General features: G+C 69.9%; 22 protein-coding genes and 1 pseudogene. 11 read left to right on the forward strand and 12 right to left on the reverse strand.

The genetic code is table 11. The features are described from left to right. On the reverse strand, nucleotides 1–411 hold the full coding sequence (locus LX88_RS22425) for an ArsR/SmtB family transcription factor (protein ID WP_258949762.1): 411 nt from the start codon (nucleotides 409–411) through the stop codon (nucleotides 1–3). Between the two features lie 112 nt (nucleotides 412–523). Between LX88_RS22425 and LX88_RS22430 the strand changes: the two genes are divergently transcribed. Next, nucleotides 524–1,102, forward strand: a complete 579-nt coding sequence (locus LX88_RS22430; RefSeq protein WP_258949763.1) for a DUF488 domain-containing protein — start codon at nucleotides 524–526, stop codon at nucleotides 1,100–1,102. A gap of 48 nt (nucleotides 1,103–1,150) precedes the next feature. Here LX88_RS22430 and LX88_RS44835 read toward each other — a convergent pair. The 5 genes and pseudogenes from LX88_RS44835 to LX88_RS22450 all read right to left on the reverse strand — a co-directional run. Continuing rightward, a pseudogene (locus LX88_RS44835) lies at nucleotides 1,151–1,240 on the reverse strand (DUF8758 domain-containing protein); the annotation flags it as partial. Nucleotides 1,241–1,635: 395 nt separating this feature from the next. Next, nucleotides 1,636–3,129 (reverse strand): sialidase family protein, encoded by a 1,494-nt coding sequence (locus tag LX88_RS22435; RefSeq protein ID WP_258949764.1) that lies wholly within the window; start codon nucleotides 3,127–3,129, stop codon nucleotides 1,636–1,638. Between the two features lie 375 nt (nucleotides 3,130–3,504). Next, a complete protein-coding gene (locus LX88_RS22440; protein WP_258949765.1) occupies nucleotides 3,505–4,653 on the reverse strand; it encodes a cysteine desulfurase family protein in 1,149 nt (382 codons plus the stop codon). Beyond that, nucleotides 4,650–5,888 carry an MFS transporter gene (locus LX88_RS22445; RefSeq protein ID WP_258949766.1) on the reverse strand — a complete coding sequence of 413 codons (1,239 nt, stop codon included), beginning with the start codon at nucleotides 5,886–5,888 and terminating at the stop codon, nucleotides 4,650–4,652. The genes LX88_RS22440 and LX88_RS22445 overlap by 4 nt, the downstream gene beginning before the upstream one ends. Continuing rightward, entirely contained in the window at nucleotides 5,885–7,231 is a 1,347-nt protein-coding gene (locus LX88_RS22450; protein ID WP_258949767.1) for an MBL fold metallo-hydrolase, read from the reverse strand. Before LX88_RS22450 ends, LX88_RS22445 begins: the two co-directional genes overlap by 4 nt. Nucleotides 7,232–7,291: 60 nt before the next feature. Between LX88_RS22450 and LX88_RS22455 the strand changes: the two genes are divergently transcribed. Further along, on the forward strand, nucleotides 7,292–7,945 hold the full coding sequence (locus LX88_RS22455; protein ID WP_258949768.1) for an ArsR/SmtB family transcription factor: 654 nt from the start codon (nucleotides 7,292–7,294) through the stop codon (nucleotides 7,943–7,945). Between the two features lie 163 nt (nucleotides 7,946–8,108). Here LX88_RS22455 and LX88_RS43820 read toward each other — a convergent pair whose 3' ends face one another. Continuing rightward, complete coding sequence (locus LX88_RS43820) at nucleotides 8,109–8,474, reverse strand: hypothetical protein (protein WP_307790876.1); 366 nt, start codon at nucleotides 8,472–8,474, stop codon at nucleotides 8,109–8,111. On the opposite strand from LX88_RS43820, the gene LX88_RS22465 reads away from it, so the two are divergent. From LX88_RS22465 to LX88_RS22500, 8 genes are all read left to right on the forward strand, one after another. Further along, nucleotides 8,458–9,087, forward strand: coding sequence for a hypothetical protein (locus LX88_RS22465; RefSeq protein ID WP_258949769.1), 630 nt, complete (start codon nucleotides 8,458–8,460; stop codon nucleotides 9,085–9,087). The two genes, LX88_RS43820 and LX88_RS22465, sit on opposite strands and share 17 nt — an antisense overlap. Beyond that, a complete protein-coding gene (locus LX88_RS22470; protein ID WP_258950171.1) occupies nucleotides 9,084–9,392 on the forward strand; it encodes a hypothetical protein in 309 nt (102 codons plus the stop codon). Before LX88_RS22465 ends, LX88_RS22470 begins: the two co-directional genes overlap by 4 nt. Before the next feature lie 114 nt (nucleotides 9,393–9,506). Then, nucleotides 9,507–9,803, forward strand: coding sequence for a WD40 repeat domain-containing protein (locus tag LX88_RS22475; RefSeq protein ID WP_372511407.1), 297 nt, complete (start codon nucleotides 9,507–9,509; stop codon nucleotides 9,801–9,803). Between the two features lie 438 nt (nucleotides 9,804–10,241). Beyond that, entirely contained in the window at nucleotides 10,242–10,664 is a 423-nt protein-coding gene (locus LX88_RS22480) for a hypothetical protein (protein WP_258949771.1), read from the forward strand. After that, complete coding sequence (locus LX88_RS22485) at nucleotides 10,661–11,860, forward strand: PPE domain-containing protein (protein ID WP_258949772.1); 1,200 nt, start codon at nucleotides 10,661–10,663, stop codon at nucleotides 11,858–11,860. Before LX88_RS22480 ends, LX88_RS22485 begins: the two co-directional genes overlap by 4 nt. After that, the gene (locus LX88_RS22490) at nucleotides 11,857–12,129 is read left to right on the forward strand and encodes a hypothetical protein (RefSeq protein WP_258949773.1); all 273 of its coding nucleotides are present in this window, start codon (nucleotides 11,857–11,859) and stop codon (nucleotides 12,127–12,129) included. Before LX88_RS22485 ends, LX88_RS22490 begins: the two co-directional genes overlap by 4 nt. Beyond that, on the forward strand, nucleotides 12,122–12,793 hold the full coding sequence (locus tag LX88_RS22495; protein ID WP_258949774.1) for a hypothetical protein: 672 nt from the start codon (nucleotides 12,122–12,124) through the stop codon (nucleotides 12,791–12,793). The genes LX88_RS22490 and LX88_RS22495 overlap by 8 nt, the downstream gene beginning before the upstream one ends. 35 nt (nucleotides 12,794–12,828) lie before the next feature. Beyond that, the gene (locus LX88_RS22500) at nucleotides 12,829–13,398 is read left to right on the forward strand and encodes a hypothetical protein (protein ID WP_258949775.1); all 570 of its coding nucleotides are present in this window, start codon (nucleotides 12,829–12,831) and stop codon (nucleotides 13,396–13,398) included. Here LX88_RS22500 and LX88_RS22505 read toward each other — a convergent pair. Continuing rightward, nucleotides 13,313–14,089 carry a helix-turn-helix domain-containing protein gene (locus tag LX88_RS22505; protein WP_258949776.1) on the reverse strand — a complete coding sequence of 259 codons (777 nt, stop codon included), beginning with the start codon at nucleotides 14,087–14,089 and terminating at the stop codon, nucleotides 13,313–13,315. The genes LX88_RS22500 and LX88_RS22505 overlap by 86 nt on opposite strands. Before the next feature lie 28 nt (nucleotides 14,090–14,117). Here LX88_RS22505 and LX88_RS22510 point away from each other — a divergent pair, with 28 nt between their 5' ends. Then, on the forward strand, nucleotides 14,118–14,891 hold the full coding sequence (locus LX88_RS22510) for an ESX secretion-associated protein EspG (protein WP_258949777.1): 774 nt from the start codon (nucleotides 14,118–14,120) through the stop codon (nucleotides 14,889–14,891). Here the strand turns inward: LX88_RS22510 and LX88_RS22515 are convergent. The 4 genes from LX88_RS22515 to LX88_RS22530 are packed head-to-tail and all read right to left on the reverse strand — an operon-like array spanning nucleotide 14,888 to nucleotide 17,220. Continuing rightward, nucleotides 14,888–15,202, reverse strand: a complete 315-nt coding sequence (locus LX88_RS22515; protein ID WP_258949778.1) for a hypothetical protein — start codon at nucleotides 15,200–15,202, stop codon at nucleotides 14,888–14,890. The two genes, LX88_RS22510 and LX88_RS22515, sit on opposite strands and share 4 nt — an antisense overlap. Then, complete coding sequence (locus tag LX88_RS22520; RefSeq protein ID WP_258949779.1) at nucleotides 15,199–15,480, reverse strand: YbaB/EbfC family DNA-binding protein; 282 nt, start codon at nucleotides 15,478–15,480, stop codon at nucleotides 15,199–15,201. The genes LX88_RS22515 and LX88_RS22520 overlap by 4 nt, the downstream gene beginning before the upstream one ends. After that, a complete protein-coding gene (locus tag LX88_RS22525) occupies nucleotides 15,477–16,502 on the reverse strand; it encodes a CHAP domain-containing protein (protein WP_258949780.1) in 1,026 nt (341 codons plus the stop codon). Before LX88_RS22525 ends, LX88_RS22520 begins: the two co-directional genes overlap by 4 nt. A 1-nt stretch (nucleotide 16,503) precedes the next feature. Further along, entirely contained in the window at nucleotides 16,504–17,220 is a 717-nt protein-coding gene (locus LX88_RS22530) for a transglycosylase SLT domain-containing protein (protein ID WP_258949781.1), read from the reverse strand. Between the last annotated feature and the right edge of the window lie 110 nt (nucleotides 17,221–17,330).

Below are 17,330 nucleotides of genomic sequence, written 5' to 3' on the forward strand. Positions count from 1 at the left end.
TCACCCCTCCAGTGTTCCGCTGCCTGCCGCACCTGCCACTGCGGGCGCGGCCTCCTCGTTGTGCTCGACCAGGACTGCCGCGATCAACGCCCGGCCACGACCGGTCAGCGCGTACATCACCAACCGACCGGCACGACGCGACGACACCAGACCACCGATCTTGAGCTGCCGCAGGTGATGCGAGGTCAGGTTCTGCGCCGCGCCCACGACCCACGAGGCGTCGCACACGCACAACTCCCCGCCCGTCAGCAACGCCACCGCGATCCGCAACCGCGTCGGATCACCCAGCGCTCGTGCCGCCGCCGCGGCCGACTCCACCGCAGTCAGCTCCGGCAGACCCGTCCGGATCTTCTCGGCGTGCGGCAGGTCCAGACACAACAGGTCACAGCTGTCCCGGCGTTCGTCAGTCACGCGCTCATCCTAACGTTCGTTGATACATTGGAACAGGATTCGGTGAGCGTCATCTCAACATCCATCGATATGTCGCCGCCAAAGCGGATACAGGTTGTGAGAAGTTCCGCGCATGCGCGGAACGGCACCAGGCATCGTCGGAACCGGGTACGAAGGAGTTGATCTCGACGCGTTCCTCACGCGCCTCGGTGAAGAGCGGATCGACGTCCTCGTCGACGTCCGCTTGACCCCGATCTCCCGCAAACGGGGCTTCAGCAAGACCACGCTGTCGAACGCCGTCACCTCAGCCGATGTCGGCTACCTGCACCTTCGTGATCTGGGCAACCCGAAAACCAACCGCGCAGGGTTCGGGGGCACCCTGCAGGAGCTCGCTGAAGTCCGCGACCGGTACGCGGCACTGCTCACCGACGAGGCAGCAGAGGCCGCGCTGGACCAACTCGTCGAACTCGCCAAGTGCAGTGCGATCGGTGCCGAACATGTCGATCTGGCCGACATACCTGTTGATCTTCTCCTGCTCGTCCGCCGTCCACCCCGGATGGGCTCGAGGTCGATGCCCTGGACCGAAGCCGGACGAACCGCGGCCAACGAGCGCGCCGGCGGACGGGCCCTCACCGCATTCAGCACTTCGCACATCGACTCCGCGATGTATGGATCGACCATCGGCCGCCGCCGCTTCCACGGCTTGAGGTAGTCCTGCACCTGGAGACTGGTCATGTCCGGTTTCCAGAGGGTCGCTGCGGGCGGGCTTCACCTTGATCGACACGATGTCGTACTTCTTGAACCGCTGAGTGGACTCCAGGTCGCGGAAGTTGACCGGGTAGAGGCGCACCCAGCCGGGCGCGTCCAGGTCCAGGCTCGATCAAGCCACGCACACGGTCTCACCGCAAGCGGCCGATGGGTTCGGCGCGGCTTCGACGGTGACAAGCACCTGCATCCGCCGCAGATGCCAAGCCACCCTCGGTCGGTTGAGCCCCATCGAGTACGAAGCATCCTGAGCACGCCGGCCAGTCAAACTGCGTGACTACAACTGTCACCTACTCGGGCAGCAGACGCCTCGCTCCCGGCCACGAGGAGCCGACCGCGCAGCTGCACTTCCCCGGCAACGGGCACACGACGACATCGCTTCCTCGACCACCGTGCACGGTCGTGTGGTTCGGCGACCGGGTCCACGCAGCGCAGCGCGGGTGCGGGCGGACCGTTCGGCCGCCCGCACCCGTCACACCGTCAGCTGTGGTTCAGGCGCACGGCGTGAACGTCGGCTCCGTCGTTGCTGGTCGAGGTGAAGAACGCGATGGTGTTGTTGCCCGAGATCGTTTCGAGTCCCATGTAGTCGCCGAGGAACAGTCCCCTCGGATCGCCTGGGGCGAAGTACGAAACCGGGGCGGTGTAGTGGTTGAACGGTCCGTGCAGGTGCTGTTCGGGCTCCCAGGTCTGGGTGCCGTTGTGCGAGTGGCGGACCCAGATGTCGGTGGTGGCGATGCCGTCACCGGGCACGTTGTTCCGGTCGTCCCAGTAGGTCAGGGTGACCATGCCGGTGTCCGACACGTCGATCGCGTGGTTGTAGGACTGCACGCCCGGGCCGCCGGTGGCGACCACGGTGGGCCCGCTCCAGTGCCGGCCGCCGTCGGTGGAGCGGGCCAGTACGACCTTGTTCAGGGCGGTGCCGAGCCCGTCAGCCCACACGACGTAGACCGCGCCGGTGGTCATGTCGACCGCGATGTCGGGCAGGTAGTCCTCGGCTCGAATCGGGAAGTTGTCGTCGGTCACGAACAGCTGACCGAACGTGATCGGCGCGATCTTCGTCGGCGCCGACCAGTGCAGCCCGGCGTCGCGGGAGGTCATGACGCCCATGTACACGCCCTTGTCGTTGAACCCAGCGCCGGTGAACAGGTTCGCGGCGACGTTGTACAGCGTTCCGTCCGGGCCGACCGCGATCTGGTTGCCCTGGAAGTAGGTGTTCGAGTCGCGCATCGGCACCGGAGTGGACCACGTCAGCCCACCGTCGGTCGTCCGGGAGAACATCGCCTTCCCGCGATAGGCGAACGAGTGCAGGTCCGCGATCGGGTGCTGTCGGCCGTCGTTGGGGTAAGTCCCGCGGAGCCACGTCGCGTAGGCGTAGCCGGGGCGGGTCGGATCTCCGGTGATGGAGACCTTGTCGTTGAAGACACCCCGGTCGCCGGCGTCCTCCTGGATGATCTGCGGCGACCGCCAGGCCCCGGTCGTCCGGTCGAGACTCGTGACCGCGATCGCGGACAGGCCGAGCGCCGCCGAGTCGATCGGCTGGCCGATGAAGTAGGCGTTACCGGCTTTGTCGTAGGTGACCCACGGGTCGGTGACCCGGCCGAACCGGGCCGGGCCACCCTGGCAGCCGCTCCACGGCACGTCCGGCAGCTTGGTCCAGCTCGCGCCGCCATCGTGGGTGATCCACGAGGACAAGCCGCGCGCGCCTCCGTCCGGCCACCGGTCCTGCTGGGTCGCGCCGATCATCTCGCTCGGGTTGGCCGGGTTCACCGCCACCTGCGGTTCGACCTCGGTGTTGTCGTAGGCGGTGGCGAAGTCCGCCGACGCGCCGAAGGGGCAGCCGGTCAGCGTCGACGGGCCGCTGACCAGTACGTCGGGTCCGGCGGAGAAGAGAGCCGCCGATGCCCCGGTCACGGTGCTGAAGAAGATCAGAGGGACGACCGCCGCAGCCGCGGTGAGCCGTCTGGTCGCATGCATGGGGGTACCTCCGCACGTCCGCGTTCCCCCTCATGGATGAATCGTCGCGGCGGGCCGAATCGTTGCGGACCCGATTGAGCGGTTCAGAATTGTGGACTCGGCGCATCGCGGACACCGGAATCGAAGGTCGTGCGGCACCTGAACCACATCGCAGAACAAGTCGAGGTCCTTGCTGAACCGGTGGGCCTTCAGCGGCCAAATGTCACCGACCCCGATCGGCTCCACGAAGCCGTGCACGGTCGCGCCTTGTCGTACGAGCTCCCCCGGCGTCCCGTTCTTCCGCTGCGACCAGCAGGGCTTGCGGTGTGACGCATCCTCTCCTCAGCAGCTCGGCGCTCTGAACGAGGTCGCGCGGAAACCTCCAAGTCCGTGCTGTCAGCTGGCGGCGGTGACGATGTGGTGAGCGGCGTGGTCGATCTCCTCGGCGGTGCTCCAGCGGCCTAGCGACAACCTCAGGGCGCCTATCGCGCGGTTGCTGGGCATGCCCATGGCGGTGAGCACGGGTGAGGGCTGGTGGTTGCCGCTGTGACACGCCGAGCCGGTGGAGGCGGCGATTGCCGTTGTGGCGTCGAGCAGTTCGTGTCCGGCGATGCCGTCGATGCTGATGTTGAGGGTGTTGGGCAGCCGGGCCGTCTCGGGGCCGTTGAGGTGGACTCGGCCGGGCAGCGCGGTGGTGAGCTGGTGGTGCAGGCGGTCGCGCAGCTCGCGGATGCGGTCGTGGCCGCCCGAGGCGAGGTCTTTAGCGGCGAGTTCGGCGGCGGTGCCGAGTGCGACAGCGAGCGCGACGTTCTCGGTGCCCGCGCGCAGGCCGTGTTCCTGGCCGCCGCCGTACACCAGCGGTTCCAGCGGTACACCGGGCCAGCTGCACAGGGCGCCGATTCCCTTGGGGGCGTACATCTTGTGCCCCACCACCGTCACGAGATCGAGCTCGGTCGTGTCGAACGGGATCTTGCCGATCGCCTGGGCGGCATCGGTGTGGAACACCACGCCGTACTCGCGGGAGACGCGGGCCAGTTCGTCGATCGGTTGCAGGGCACCGGTTTCGTTGTTCGCCGCCATGACGGACACGAGGACGGTGCGTGGGCTGATCGCCGCGGTGAGATCGGCCGGGTCGACCAGGCCGTCGCTGTCTACGGGCAGGAACGTCACCTCCGCGTTGTGCCAGCGGCGCAACGACTCGCACGCCTGGAGCACGGCGGGGTGCTCGGTGGGTTGGGTGATCACGTGCGGCCGGGCGACACCGGCGGCGAGCACGATGCCGCGAATGGCGAGGTTGTCGGCCTCGGAGCCTGATCCGGTGAACACGATCCGCTCAGCTGAGGTGCCGAGGAGCCCTGCGATCTGTTCACGGGCATGGTCCAGCGCGATGCGGGACTCGCGGCCGTAGTGGTGGGTGCTGGACGGGTTGCCGAACTCCGCGGTCAGGTACGGCAGCATCGACTCGGCCACGACTGGGTCGATCGGTGTGGTCGCGTTGTAGTCGAGGTAGATCGGTCCATCGAGGAGTCCCTGTGGGACGGTCACGTGCTGACCTTCCTGTTCGAGTGGGTTTCATACATGCGCGCGGCCACCACGATTCCGGACAGCGCGGTGAGTGCGGCGACCACCCACACCGCGGCGCGCAGGCCCCAGAGGTCGGCGACGACGCCGCCGAGCAGGGCACCTACCGCGAAGCCGCCGTCGCGCCAGAGCCGGTAGACGCCGACCGCTCGCGCGCGCCACGCCGGGTGCGCGACGTCGCCGATCGTCGCCAGCAAGGTCGGGTAGACCATGGCGGTGCCCGCGCCCAGCAGCACGGCCGCGACCAGCCACACCGTGAAGGTGTCCGCGACCGCGACGAGTGCGAGCGCGGCGGCCTGGACGAGCATGCCTGCGGTGATCAGGTGTTTGCGGCCCCAGCGGTCCGACAGCGGACCGGTGACCAGCTGCCCCAGACCCCACACGGCCGGGTAGACGGCGGCCAGGACGCCGATCTTGGCGATCGAGAGGCCGGCGGTGGCGAACAGGATCGGGAACAGGCCCCACGCCAGGCCGTCGTTGAGGTTGTTGACCATCCCGGCCTGGCTGGCCGCGGACAGCGCGGGTTCTCGCAGGCTGGTGCGGGTGAAGATCTCCCGGTCACTCGGCATGCCCTCAGCGGCAGCGGGGTGCTGTGTCGCTTCAAGTCGTGCGTGTTCTCGGGTCTCTCGCACTGCGAAGACGGTCAATCCGATCCCGAGGACTACATAGGACAGCCCGAGCAGGAACGGTGCCGGGCGCAGCCCGTAGCGGGCGGCGAGGTAGCCGGTGGCGAGGGCGGTGACCGCGACGGCGATGTAGCCGGCGGCTTCGTTGAGGCCCATCGCGAGGCCGCGGCGGGACGGTCCGGCCAGGTCGATCTTCATGATGACGGTGGTGGACCAGGTCAGGCCCTGGTTGATGCCGAGCAGCACGTTCGCCGCGATCACCCAGCCCCATGACGGTGCCCAGATCAGCATCAGCGGGACGGGGATCGCGGCCAGCCAGCCGGCCAGCAGTACCGGGTGGCGGCCGAAGCGGTCGGACCAGGTGCCGGCGAAGTAGTTGGTGGCGGCCTTGGTCAGGCCGAAGGCGACCACGTAGGTGAGTACGAAGGTGTAGCCGGTGAGGCCGAACTCGTCCTTGGCCAGCAGCGGCAGGATCGCGCGTTCCTGTCCGAGCACGCCGCCGACCAGTGCGTTGACCGCGATGAGCAGGCTGAACTGGGCGAGGTTGGCGCGCAGGCCGAGTTGGAGGCTCACCGGCCACTCTCCAGGCGTCCGCCGGTCGCGTCGGCCCAGTCCTGAGGTCCGCCGGTGAGTACGGCGACGTCGCGGTGTCCTGCCTGTTCGAGGAGGCTCGCGGCACCCATGGCACGTTCGCCGTGTCCGCACATCACGATCAATGGCTCCTGAGGCACTTCGTCGACGCGGCTGGGCAGGTTGCCGAGTTCGACGTGCTGCGCGCCCGGCAGGTGCCCGGAGGTGAACTCCGGTTCCTGCCGGATGTCCAGCACCGGTCCGCTCACCTGATCCGGGCGCACCAACTTGGTTGTGGTCGTGGGAAGTTCGGCGGCAGTCCACGCATCCATTCCGCCGTCGAGTTCGCCCGCGAGGTCGAGGTAGCCGATCTTGGCTGCCTGCCAGGCGATCTCCGCGGGGTCCTGGTCGGCGCCGCGCACCACGACCAGCGGCCGGTTGTGCGGTGCCAGCCAGCCGAGCCACGATGCGAACACCGGCCGCAGCGGAATCGACAGCGCGCCAGGCACGTGCGCGGCAGCGAACTCGTCGACCGGCCGGACGTCGATCAACCGCGCGCCGTCGGCCAGAAGTCGCCGCACCGCACCGACATCCAGCGGCCGCAGCTCAGGTGTTCCCGTGAGAACGCCCTGGCGGTTGATCTCGCCGAGCCGACGGAAGTACGGCGGATAGCTGCCCAGCGAGCCGAGCAGCTCCTTCACGAAGCTGTCTTCGTCAGCCGCGCGCAGCAACGGGTTCGTCGCCTTCTCCCGGCCGATCGTGCTGGTGCGATCCGCACCGGGTGGGGCGGAGCAGAAAGATCCGGCGCCGTGCGTGGGCCAGACGGTCACGTCGTCGGGCAGCTCGGCGAGCCTGCGCAGCGACGCGTACTGGGCGCGAGCGAGTTCCTCGGTCCGGTCGGGTGAGACGAGGTCGGTGCGGGCGGCGGCGCCGACGATCAGCGAGCCGCCGGTGAACACCCCGAGCGGACGGTCGCCGTCGAGCAGCAGGAACGACAGGTGCTCGTCGGTGTGACCGGGCGTGCCCAACGCCCGCAGACGTAAGCCGCCGAGGTCGACCTCGTCGCTCTCACGCAGCCCGCTGTGCGCGAACTCGCGGTGTCCGGCCGCGGAGGCGAGCACGCGGGTGCCCTCGGTCGCGGAAAGCTGACGGGCTCCGGACAGGAAGTCGGCGTGCAGGTGTGTGTCGGCGGCGAACGCCACCCTCAGCCCACGTCGCTGGGCGGCGCTGCTGACTTCCCTCAGGTCGAGGCTCACGTCGACCACCAGCGCCCGGCCGTCTCCCAGGTCGACCAGATACGCGGAATTTCCCAGTCCCTCGTCGACAAGCGGGACTACCTCAGGCATGGCCATCGTCTCCTTCCCACATCCAGTGTTCTACACTATTCCAAGGATGATTGGAGAACTATGGGTGACCGGGATGCCAAGAACGCGTTGTTCGACCAGTTCGCTCGGGTCGGCAAGGCCCTAGCGAGCGGCAAGCGGCTGGAACTGCTCGACCTGATCGCACAGGGTGAGCGCACGGTCGACGCGCTCGCGAAGTCGTCGGGACTGGGGCTGACCACCGCGTCGGCGCATCTGCAGACCCTCAAGCAGGCCAATCTCGTGATCACCCGGCGTGAAGGCACGAAGATCTTCTACCGGCTGGCCGGGGACGACGTCGCCGCGTTGTTCGCACTGCTGCGCACCGTCGCGGATGACCGGTTGCCGGACGTTCGCACGGCGCGTGAGGCCTATCTCGGCGACGACACGGACGCAGTCAGCCGCGAGGAGCTCCTCGAACGCGTCCGGTCGGGACGTGCGACGGTGATCGACGTGCGGCCCGCCGAGGAGTACGCCGCCGGGCACATCCCCGGTGCCGTGTCCGTTCCACTGGACGAGCTGGCGGACCGGCTGGCCGAGTTCCCGGCCGACCAGGAGGTCGTGGCGTACTGCCGCGGCGCCTACTGCGTGCTCTCCCACGACGCCGTCCGCCTGCTCACCGCGCAGGGACGAACGGCCCGCCGCCTTGCCGACGGCATGCTCGAGTGGCGCCTCGCCGAACTCCCCGTCGCGGTCTGACGCCCGAGAAACGGACACTCTGATCACTCGTCACCCTGCCCAGCGACGCATCCTGACGGTGCTGGCCGCAGCCCAGGTCCTCAGCGGGGCCGGCCTGGCCGCGGGCATCACCGTCGGCCCGCTGCTCGCCCAGGACATGCTCGGCGCCACCAGCGCGGCAGGCTTACCCGCGGCACTGTTCACCATCGGCTCCGCTCTCGCGGCCCTGCTGATCGCCCGCGTCTCCGGCCTGCGCGGCAGACGCGCCGGCGGCTACCTCACCGGTGCGGTGGGTGCGCTCGGCGTCGTCATCGCTGCCGCCACCGACAACGCCGTGCTGCTGTTCGTCGCGTTGTTCGTCTACGGCGCGGGCAGCGCGACCAACCTCCAGGCGCGCTACGCCGGCGCCGACCTCGCCGCCCCGCAACGCCGAGGACGCGCGGTGAGCACGGTTCGACGTCTCCGATCTACCCGAGACCGCCGGCCAGGCCATGGACAGGTACCTCGACGCCTGCGGGCCCGACCGAGCACTGGTGCGGCGAGTGCTCACCGCGCTCGCGTTCGCCCGCGGCGAGGGCCTGTCCCGCGACAGCGCCTGGCTCACCATCGCCGACGCGCTCCACAGTGGACACAAGCACACACTTCTCGACCTGGACACGGTCTTCCAAAGCGCCGCGAATTACCTCGTCGAACGGCACGACGGCCACTACCGGCTCTACCACCACGCGCTCAACGAACACCTCCAGGAGCACATCCGGTCACCGGAACACGCCATCACCGCCGCGTTCGTGGAAACCGGCAACTGGCAGCGGGCCTCGCCGTACGTGCTTCGGCACCTGCCCGAGCACGCCGTGGCGGCCGGGGTCCTGGACGACCTGCTCGACGATGCGGGTTTCCTCGTCCACGCCGAACCGTTCGGCCTGCTGACTTCCTTGCGACACAACAGAACCCGGCACGGACAGCTGGTGTCCTCCGTCTACCGGGCCTCCCAGCACCTGGAGGCGCATCCGGACACAAGGCGTCTTCAGCTCGCGATCGACGCGGCCAGATACGGCGTGGACGACCTGCTGGGAAAGTTCAACGCGCTGGCCACAGCGCAATGGCAGGTCCGGTTCGCCACCGGACACGGGGTATCTCCTGCCACGGTGGCCATGCTGACATGATCAGCCGGCTGGTCGTCGTGGGCGTGGACGAGCAGGCGACCGCCTTCTCCTCCGGCTACGACGGGGTGCGGGCGTGGCATCTGGCTGACATGCGCCAGATGGGCAGGTTCGAGGGTGTGTTCCCGGCGCTCGCCGCAACCGTGCGCCAAGGTGTGCCGATCGCGCTTGTCGGGTGTCAGGACGGAGCCGTGCGGCTCTGGGATCCGGTCGAAGACCGCGTGGTCGGGGTGATCCCCGGTCCAGACGGAGTTGACGGGTCAGCTTCATCGACATCGCCGACGACGGGCACCGCCAGGTGGCCGTGACGACGCACAGCGCTGACGGCTGGAACGGCCAGCAGCTGTGGGTGCGGGACCCGCGCACCCTGGAGGTCCTCGGCTGGTACGGCACCGCCGATTTCCACGGTCCTGATCTCGAACCTGAGCGCGGGACGCGGACACGGTCGCGGCCTCTCCGGGCACGAGGACGCGATCACCGGCGTGATCATGGCGAGCCTGCACGGCAGGCCGGCCGTCATCACCGGCAGCAAGGACCGGACGATCCGGCTGTGGGACCTCGAAACCCGGGAACGCTCGGACGTGGTGCGCCTCGCGGAAGCGGTGAACTGTCTGGCCATCGGTGGCCGCGGCACGCTCGTCTTCGGCCTGGGACCGGGCGTCGTCACGATGAACGCACCCGGCCTGACCGCGCTCACGCCGACTCAGCGACCGCTTTGAGCCAGGACTCTCCTGACGGGCCCTGACCTCCAGCGATGCGACACCGCCATCCGCACGGGTGCACGAGTTGACCACCTTCACCTGTTCCTCCGGCAACAGCGTGTAGACCGCGTTGTCGTTGCGGGCACGTTCACCGGGACGTATTGCAATTCTTGATCGAGGTCCAGGACGGTCGTATGACCACCAACGACCCGGCACAGTATTTTCGATGTCGGCGTGTAGTTCTGGACGAAGCGCGACAACGGCGGCTGCGTTTTCCTGCGGCGGCCCGATTCGCGCCTGGTGCACGAGAACGGCAGCGGAAGGCCGGCCTTGCCTGGGGGCGCACCTTTCGTGACCGTCCGTGCACAGGGCACTGGATCTCACGGCCATGTCCGACCAGTATGTTCGCGAGCCGCCGAAACGAGGGAGTGTGCGCCCGTGGTCAGGGTGGGCAGCATGGACGAGGCCGAGCGCCTGAGGGAGTCGCTGCGGGACCGGCGCGCCGTGGAAGTGGTGGGGTCGGTCACCGGCGTCGGACTGGTGGGCATTCCCGCGACCGGCGCGGATCGCATCGAGGTCGATCCCGATGACTTCGACCAGGCGATCCGGCACCTCCACCGGCGCCGCGACGAACTGGCGGGGCACTTGGCGGACAGCGCTGTTCTGGCCGCGCCGCTGCCTGACGGCAAGGGGCCGGTCGCGGTTCGGATGCGCAAGGCGTTCGGCCTGCGGGCGAGGGATGTCGAGGGTGGCGTCCGGGCCGCGTTGCAGTCCTACGTGCAGCAGCTCGACCTGGTGATCGCTGCGCTGGAGAACGTGAAGACGACGCACGTGGCCGTGGACGAGACCGCTGCCGCGACCTTCAAGAGGCAGGCATGAGCAGGCGGGACAAAGGCTACTTCTCCGAGGAGCACCGGCCGACCGCGAAGCAGGTCAGACGCCAGAGCAGGCTCAGGGAACAACGCCGCGCGAATCTGCGCGAGGACGCGTTCGACTCCGGGACCATCCGCTGGGAGGCGTACACGCACCAGCAGATGTGGGACATGGTGCACTCGGCGGATCTGCCGGGCATGTCCGTGCGGAGCGGCCAGTGGCAGGACCTCGTGCCCCAGCTGCGCAGCACGTCGCGCTCGGTGAAGGACATCGTCAACAGACTCACCTCGTCGTGGCGCGGCCCGTCGGCGGAGCTGGCAGCCCAGGCAGCGTCGGCGCTGACCTCGTGGGGTGAGACGGTCGGGGACTCGGCCGAGAGGGTCGCCAGCGGGCTCGAGACCTACACGACCCTGCTCCAGGAGACCAAGCGGCGGCTGCCCGAACCCGTGCACTACTGGGCCGAACGGCGTTTCAACGAGGGGTACGACGTCAAGGTGGCCGAAGGGCCGCAGGGCGTGAACCTGCTCGACCAGCTGATCGACGACCACATGCCGAGCAAGGCCGAGGCGCGCAACGCCAAGGCGGAGGCGGTGGCCGTCATGCAGGTCTACGAGAACGAGAGCAGGAGCACCCGCGGCACCCTTCCGGTGTTCGACACGGCGCCGCCGACCGCGCAGCAACCGCAACCGGGTCCGGCTGCCCCACCGCCGCTTGCAGCGAGCCCTGCTCCCCCACCGGGACCGGAACCGGCGCCACGGCCACCGGAGCAGTCACCGGTGCCCGGCGTTCGACCGCCGGAACCGGTGAACACCGAAAGCACAACGGTTGCCGCCTTCGGTCCCACGGGTGCAGGGGCCTCCAACGGCTCGGCGACCTTCGGCGGACCGGGTGGCACCAGCGGCCTCCATGGCGCCATGCCGGGGATGTCAGGCGGCACCACCGCGGGATTGCCGGGCAGCGCCGGCCCTGGAACTCCGGGTGGTGCCACCGGTGTGCTCGGCCAGCAGGCCGGACGTGGCACGTCGGCGGGTCTGAGCGGCCGCGGCGCGACAGCCGTGCCCGGTGCGCCGGGATACGGCATGATGCCGCCGCCGGCAGGTGGCGGCACGGACGAAGAACGGCACCACCCCAACCGGTACGCGGAGAAGATGGATCTCCTGGACGACATTCCACCGGGTGCGCCGCCCGTGCTGGGCGGATGAGCGACGGGTACGTCGTCGACGTCGCCGCCGTGTCCGTGACGGCGCAGCGGTTGGACGACACGGCCGCCGAGGTCGACGCGGTGGCCGCCGCGCTCGGTGAGGGCTGCGGCGGAGATCTGGGGCCGGGCGTCACGGCGGCTGCCGACGAGCTCCTGCGGTCGTGGGCGGACAGGATGGCCGCGCTTCGTGCCACGCTCGCGGACGCAGCCGGCGACCTCCGGTCGGCCGGTGCGGCCTACCTCGACGCCGAAGAGTTGCGCCATGAGTGACCACCGGGGCCTCGGTTTCGATCCGGTGCCGGGTGACGCGCGAGCCGTCGCCGCGGCGAGCGAGCGCTGCCGGGCGCAGGTGGAGATCCCAGCACCGCCCGCCGGGTGGGAAGGTGCCGCGGCGGAGGCGTTCGCGGCGCGGCTGGCGGAGATGCGCGGTGAGCTCGAGACGGCGCAGCGCACCATGGGCGCGGCCGCGGACACGTTGGACGACTGGGCGGGGACGGTGCTGGCGAACCAGCGCAGGGCGGACGAGCTCGACAGACGCGCACGGGAACTGCGGCACGCGATCGAGGACGCGGACAACGACGTGGTTCTGGCGTCCTTCCGGGGCGGGCCGGAGCACGTGGCGGCCTCGGCGCGGCTCGACGGGCTGCGCCGTGAGCTCGACGGTGTGCTGGCAGCCGCCGGAGACCTGGAAGCCGATCACCGCAGCGCCGCGCGGCGGGCCGCGGAGCGGTTGCGCCTGCTCCTCACCGGCGGGGTCGAAGCGGCCGGGCGGGTGCCGAGCCGCGAGGAGATGTTCGGTGGTGTCGTCCGCGCGTTGACCGACTTTTCGGCGTTGGGCAGTGCACTGGCCGGGACGCTGCTCGCCGCACCACGTACCTCCAGCACCCCCGCCGGTGGGGCGGCTGCCTTCGCCGCGGAACTCGGTGAGCGGTGAGACTCACTCCGGTACGGGGCGTCACCCCGGTTTCGGTGAGCTCGACCGAGGCGACGTCCGCCGAGCTGTTGTCGGTGCTGCGGCAGATGCGCGGCCCGGACCGGGCGCGCGATCCCGGACTGGAGATCGCGGCGAGCCAGGCCGCCGAACTGGCCCGGCGCCACGACGCCGGCGTCGTGGCGATCGTCGAGCACCCCGACGCCGACCCGGCGGTTCTGGTGGCCGGTCTGGTCGCGGTGGAGCGCGCGCTGACCCCGGAAGCCGCCGGGGAGCTGTGCTTCCACCTCGCCGACGCCGGTGGCCCCGGCATCAAGGAGATGACCAGCGGCACGACCGGCAACGGTTACCCGGTGGTGATCGTCGAGCGGATACCGGCGGACGGCGTCGGGGCGCAGCTCCAGATCGTCGTGCCCGATCCCGCGCACCCGAGGATCGCCGTGTTCACCCTGCACTCCCCCACCGGGCGTGGATGGCTGGAACTGGCGGGCATCGCCGGGCGGTTCGTCAACGGCGTGGAGTTCACCTCGGCAGAGCGTGGCGGCGGTACTCGGTGGGCGGCTGCCCGACCAGCGCACGGAAGGCCCGGGAGAAGTGCGTCGCACTGACGAACCCGCAGTCGCGGGAGATCTCACCGACGCCGCGGCCGGCTTTCGCCGGATCCGCCAGCAGCGCTTTCGCGCGGTCGATGCGCAACGTCTTGATGCGCTCGGCGACGTTCGGCTCCCCTTCGAACACCTGGTACAGGCGGCGGAGCGAGATGTTCAGCGCCTTGGCGACCTGGCCGGGTGTCAGGGACGGCTCGCTGAGGTGCGCGCGGATGTGCTCGAGTGCGGCGCGCCGGTGTTCGGTGGCGATGTCGGCGCGCCGCAGCTTCTCCCGCAACGTGCTGCGCAGCACCAGCTCGGCCAGTCCGACCAGGTGGTGGGCCACGCCGACGGAATCCAGCACGTCACGCGAGGCGATGGCGTGGCCGACCGCGCTGGAGAACGCGTTGCGCAGGCCGGCGCTCACCTCGACGGGCTGGAACATCAGCGGGCGCAGGTCGCTGAAACCCGTCGAGAGCCTGGTTTCCGGCACGGTCAGCATGATCGCGCCGACGGGCAGCACGTGCAGCGAGCAGTCGCCGAACACGTGGGTGTCCTCCGGCAGGGAGCGGTGCACCGGGCACCGCATCAGCAACTGGATGGACTCGGGGGTCCGTCCGGACGGCGAGCCGGTCAGGGCGGCTTTCGCCGCTGCCGCCCCGGAAGCACGCACGACCAGCACACCGCTCACTACCTCCGCGTCGTGCTGCACGCGGTCAAGATTAACCACGGGAGTGTTCATGGCACGGCGTTCACCCGCGACCGGCTCGGTCGTCCTGTCCCACCTGGAGTTCGACCTGGTGTGGGAGGACCTCGGTTTCGGTGATCTTCCGCTGGCGCTCGACGTGCCGTCCCACGGCGCCACGGAGGCTGACCGGGATCGCCTGGGCGCCGAGGTGTTCGAGACGCTGGTGCGTGCCGGTCTGGTCGACGACCAGGACGACGTCGTTCCCGAACTGGAGGAACTGCTCGGGATGCTCCACCACCACACGGTGTCCGTCGACGCGCTGGTTTTCGGGGAACAACCGTGGCGGGTGCTCGCCGCGGTCCGGGGCAGCCGGGGCGTGCTCGCCGTGCTCAACGACGAGGAGCTGGCGCTCGAACCGATCTCCGGCGACGATCTGGTGCGCGCGGTGGTGAAGGTGCTCGGTGATCGCCCCGCCGGGCCCGGTGAGCAGGTGCGGCTGCCGCGGCCGGCGTATTCGGCGGCACTGCGGGGATACGCGGAGATCGGCTACGACGCCCTGGAACGGGCGCTGGCCGACGCGGGGGTTCGCGGCAGCGCGATGCGCCCGCTGATCACCATCGCGGAGGCGGGCCGGCTCGGTGCCGGGCAGCTGGCCGTGAACGGCAGCCGGGGGCGTTCGCCGGTGCTCACCTGGTCGGACACCAAGGCGGGCCGGTACGTCATCACGACCGAGGACGTCCGCGACGAGCAGTGGGTCCGGGTGGTCCCCGCCGACCTGGCCTGGATCACCCGACGCCTCACCGACATGGTGGCCGAGGCCGGTTAGGACAGGCCGAGTTCCGCCGCGGCCGGTTCGTCCAGCACCGCTGCCAGCACCTCGGCGCCCGCGGCCAGCGCGGCCTCGGCGGCGACGGCGGTGAGGCGGTCCAGGCAGGCCGCCAGCGCGGCGGGCCGCAACGCCATCGCGCGCCGGCCGAGCTCGAGCCCGACCAGTTTGCCGTGCAGGTCGACCGTCACCACCACGTCGTCCTCACGCGCGGTGCGGGTGATCGCGTCCAGTGCCGCACGCGCTTCGAGCGGTCCGCGTTCTTCGTCCTCCGCCGGCACTTCCTCGATGGTCGGCGGCTCGAGCGTCATCGGACCATCCAGCTTTCGGGTGTGGTGGACTCGATCTCCTCGGTGAGTTCGGCGTCGGGGCGGATGCCGAGCGCCTCCAGGTGCTCGTCGCCCAGCGCGTGCCTGGCCCGCTCGTTCGCCCGGGCGGTCGCGATCCGTACCAGGGTGAGGATCTCGTCCGCCAGCGCCGCGCGCCCGAGCCGCATCGACCGCTCGGTCAGCGTGATGGCGCGCATCCCGCCACCTACGCCGACCTCGACCGCGGTGCCCGTGCTGTGATGCGCGTGTCCGGTGATCACGGGTGCACTCCTCCGTAGAACTTCGTGCTGCTGAGCTGGTGGGTGTTGCGGCGCACCTGGTCGCCGGAGTTGCCCTCGATCAGCGTGACCGTGTCGCCGTCGACCTTCTCCACGATGCCGATGTGCTTGCTGGTCGCCGGGCTCTGCGGCCCGGTGCCGAACAGCAGCACGTCGCCGGGCCGCACGTTCTGCACCAGATCGCCGTTCCCGTAAGCCTTGCCGTGCCGCTGTCCCCAGCGGTAGACGTCACCGGTGAACGGCAGGACGGGAATGTCCACACCGGCCTTGCGCCACATGGCCGTGGCGAACGACGAGCACCAGTAGGTCGTCGGCCCGTAAGGGTTCCGGTTGCTGCCCGGCGGGCTCTCCCGCGTGCCGATCTCACCGCGGGCGGCGGAGACGATCTTGCGCGCCTTCGCACCGGACGGCCTGGTCGCGCCACCGCCACCTTCGCGCCGAACCACGCGGGGGCCGGCGATCCCGTCGTCCTCGATCTCCCTTTCCAGCGCTCGGAGCTTCCGCTTCGCCTCACCGAGCTCGGCCTTGACCAGCCGCACGTTGCGGACCGACTCCCGCATGTACCGCGGCTCGAGATCGGCTGCGGCGGCGACCGCCTTCATCAGCGCGGCCCGCGATCCACTCGCGACACCTGCGTCGAGCAATGCCGCGGCTTTGGTGACGTACTCGTCGATCAGTCGTTGCGCGGCCGTGTGGCCGGTGACCAGCGCGCTGCTCGCTCCCGCCACCACCTTCTCGGCCTGCGTGCTGATGGCCGCCGTCACCCGGATCTGATCGGCCAGCCGATCGGAGCGTCGCTGGAACTGCTCCGAGGTCGCGCCGTCCCAGTGGCCGAGTACCTCGCCCGCGGCCTGGCGCACGGCGTCCTGCTGGTCCCCCAGCGCGCTGCTCGCCTGGTGCAACGCGAACTGCACGCGCATCGCGTCGTCGGCTTTGCCTGCCAACGCGTTGCGGTGCCCGACCATCCTCTTGGCGAACTGCAGCGCGATCGCTCGTGTGTCCACGTCATCCTCGCTTGAAGTCGTCGGCGATCGCGTCGTCCTGCGCGCGATAGGCGCGTGCCATGCGCCCGGTCGAGCGCGCCAGGCGGTCCGCGTTGCGGCCGGCCCCGTTCACCTGCCGGTGCAGCGCGGCTCCGAACGTTTCGAGCGCCGAGGCGAAGCCCGTCTCCTTGCCGATCCGCCCGAAGCTGTCGCCGGCGATCTCCCGGACCTGCCGCACGTGCCTGGTGCCGATCGACGCGAGGTCGTCCGCGATGTCCCTGCCCTGCCTGACGTATCGGTCCAGCACGGCCGGGTCCGCCGTGAACCCGTCGCCTCCCCGCACACCACCCGGCCGTGACGGTGGCTTGGCAGAGGCGCCCCGTGCAGCCCGGCGCGCGACGTCGAGGTACTTCCGGTAGGCACCGTTGGTGTAGGTGGACCAAGGAGTCCACGACTTGCCGTCTTTCGAGAGCGCGTTCGCCACCTCGGCGTTGGCGCGCGGGTCGAACAGGTCGCGGTTCGAGTCGAGCCCGTACTGCCTGCGGCGCTCGGGTCCCATGGCGCCCAGCATGTTGATCTGCCAGAGGCCGTAGGAGTCGTCCGGGGGCCTGTCGTTGTGCGCTCGTGGGTTCCCGCTGGACTCCGCGAGAGCTACGGCGATCGCGATTGTGAGGCCCTGGCCTTCGAACCCGGCGGCGCGGGCGTGCTGGGCGATCTGCTCGGGGCTCAACTTGCTCATGCGGTCAGCTTGGCCACTCGCCGACGTCGGTGACATCGGCGTTGCGCGCTGGGACAGCAGCGCTGCGCGGCTGGACCAACGGGATCAGGCCGTCATCGCGGTCACGGCGA

The sequence above is a fragment of the Lentzea californiensis genome, assembly GCF_024648825.1.
In the GTDB taxonomy this organism is placed as follows: domain Bacteria; phylum Actinomycetota; class Actinomycetes; order Mycobacteriales; family Pseudonocardiaceae; genus Lentzea; species Lentzea californiensis.

Excerpts from the sequence above, each read along its gene's own strand:
- LX88_RS22435 (WP_258949764.1), bottom strand. The coding sequence starts at position 3,129 with ATGCATGCGACCAGACGGCTCACCGCGGCTGCGGCGGTCGTCCCTCTG.
- LX88_RS22510 (WP_258949777.1), top strand. The coding sequence starts at position 14,118 with ATGGCACGGCGTTCACCCGCGACCGGCTCGGTCGTCCTGTCCCACCTG.
- LX88_RS22480 (WP_258949771.1), top strand. The coding sequence starts at position 10,242 with ATGGACGAGGCCGAGCGCCTGAGGGAGTCGCTGCGGGACCGGCGCGCC.
- LX88_RS22470 (WP_258950171.1), top strand. The coding sequence starts at position 9,084 with ATGATCAGCCGGCTGGTCGTCGTGGGCGTGGACGAGCAGGCGACCGCC.
- LX88_RS22485 (WP_258949772.1), top strand. The coding sequence starts at position 10,661 with ATGAGCAGGCGGGACAAAGGCTACTTCTCCGAGGAGCACCGGCCGACC.
- LX88_RS22430 (WP_258949763.1), top strand. The coding sequence starts at position 524 with ATGCGCGGAACGGCACCAGGCATCGTCGGAACCGGGTACGAAGGAGTT.
- LX88_RS22495 (WP_258949774.1), top strand. The coding sequence starts at position 12,122 with ATGAGTGACCACCGGGGCCTCGGTTTCGATCCGGTGCCGGGTGACGCG.
- LX88_RS22530 (WP_258949781.1), bottom strand. The coding sequence starts at position 17,220 with ATGAGCAAGTTGAGCCCCGAGCAGATCGCCCAGCACGCCCGCGCCGCC.
- LX88_RS22490 (WP_258949773.1), top strand. The coding sequence starts at position 11,857 with ATGAGCGACGGGTACGTCGTCGACGTCGCCGCCGTGTCCGTGACGGCG.
- LX88_RS22450 (WP_258949767.1), bottom strand. The coding sequence starts at position 7,231 with ATGCCTGAGGTAGTCCCGCTTGTCGACGAGGGACTGGGAAATTCCGCG.
- LX88_RS22515 (WP_258949778.1), bottom strand. The coding sequence starts at position 15,202 with ATGACGCTCGAGCCGCCGACCATCGAGGAAGTGCCGGCGGAGGACGAA.
- LX88_RS22455 (WP_258949768.1), top strand. The coding sequence starts at position 7,292 with ATGGGTGACCGGGATGCCAAGAACGCGTTGTTCGACCAGTTCGCTCGG.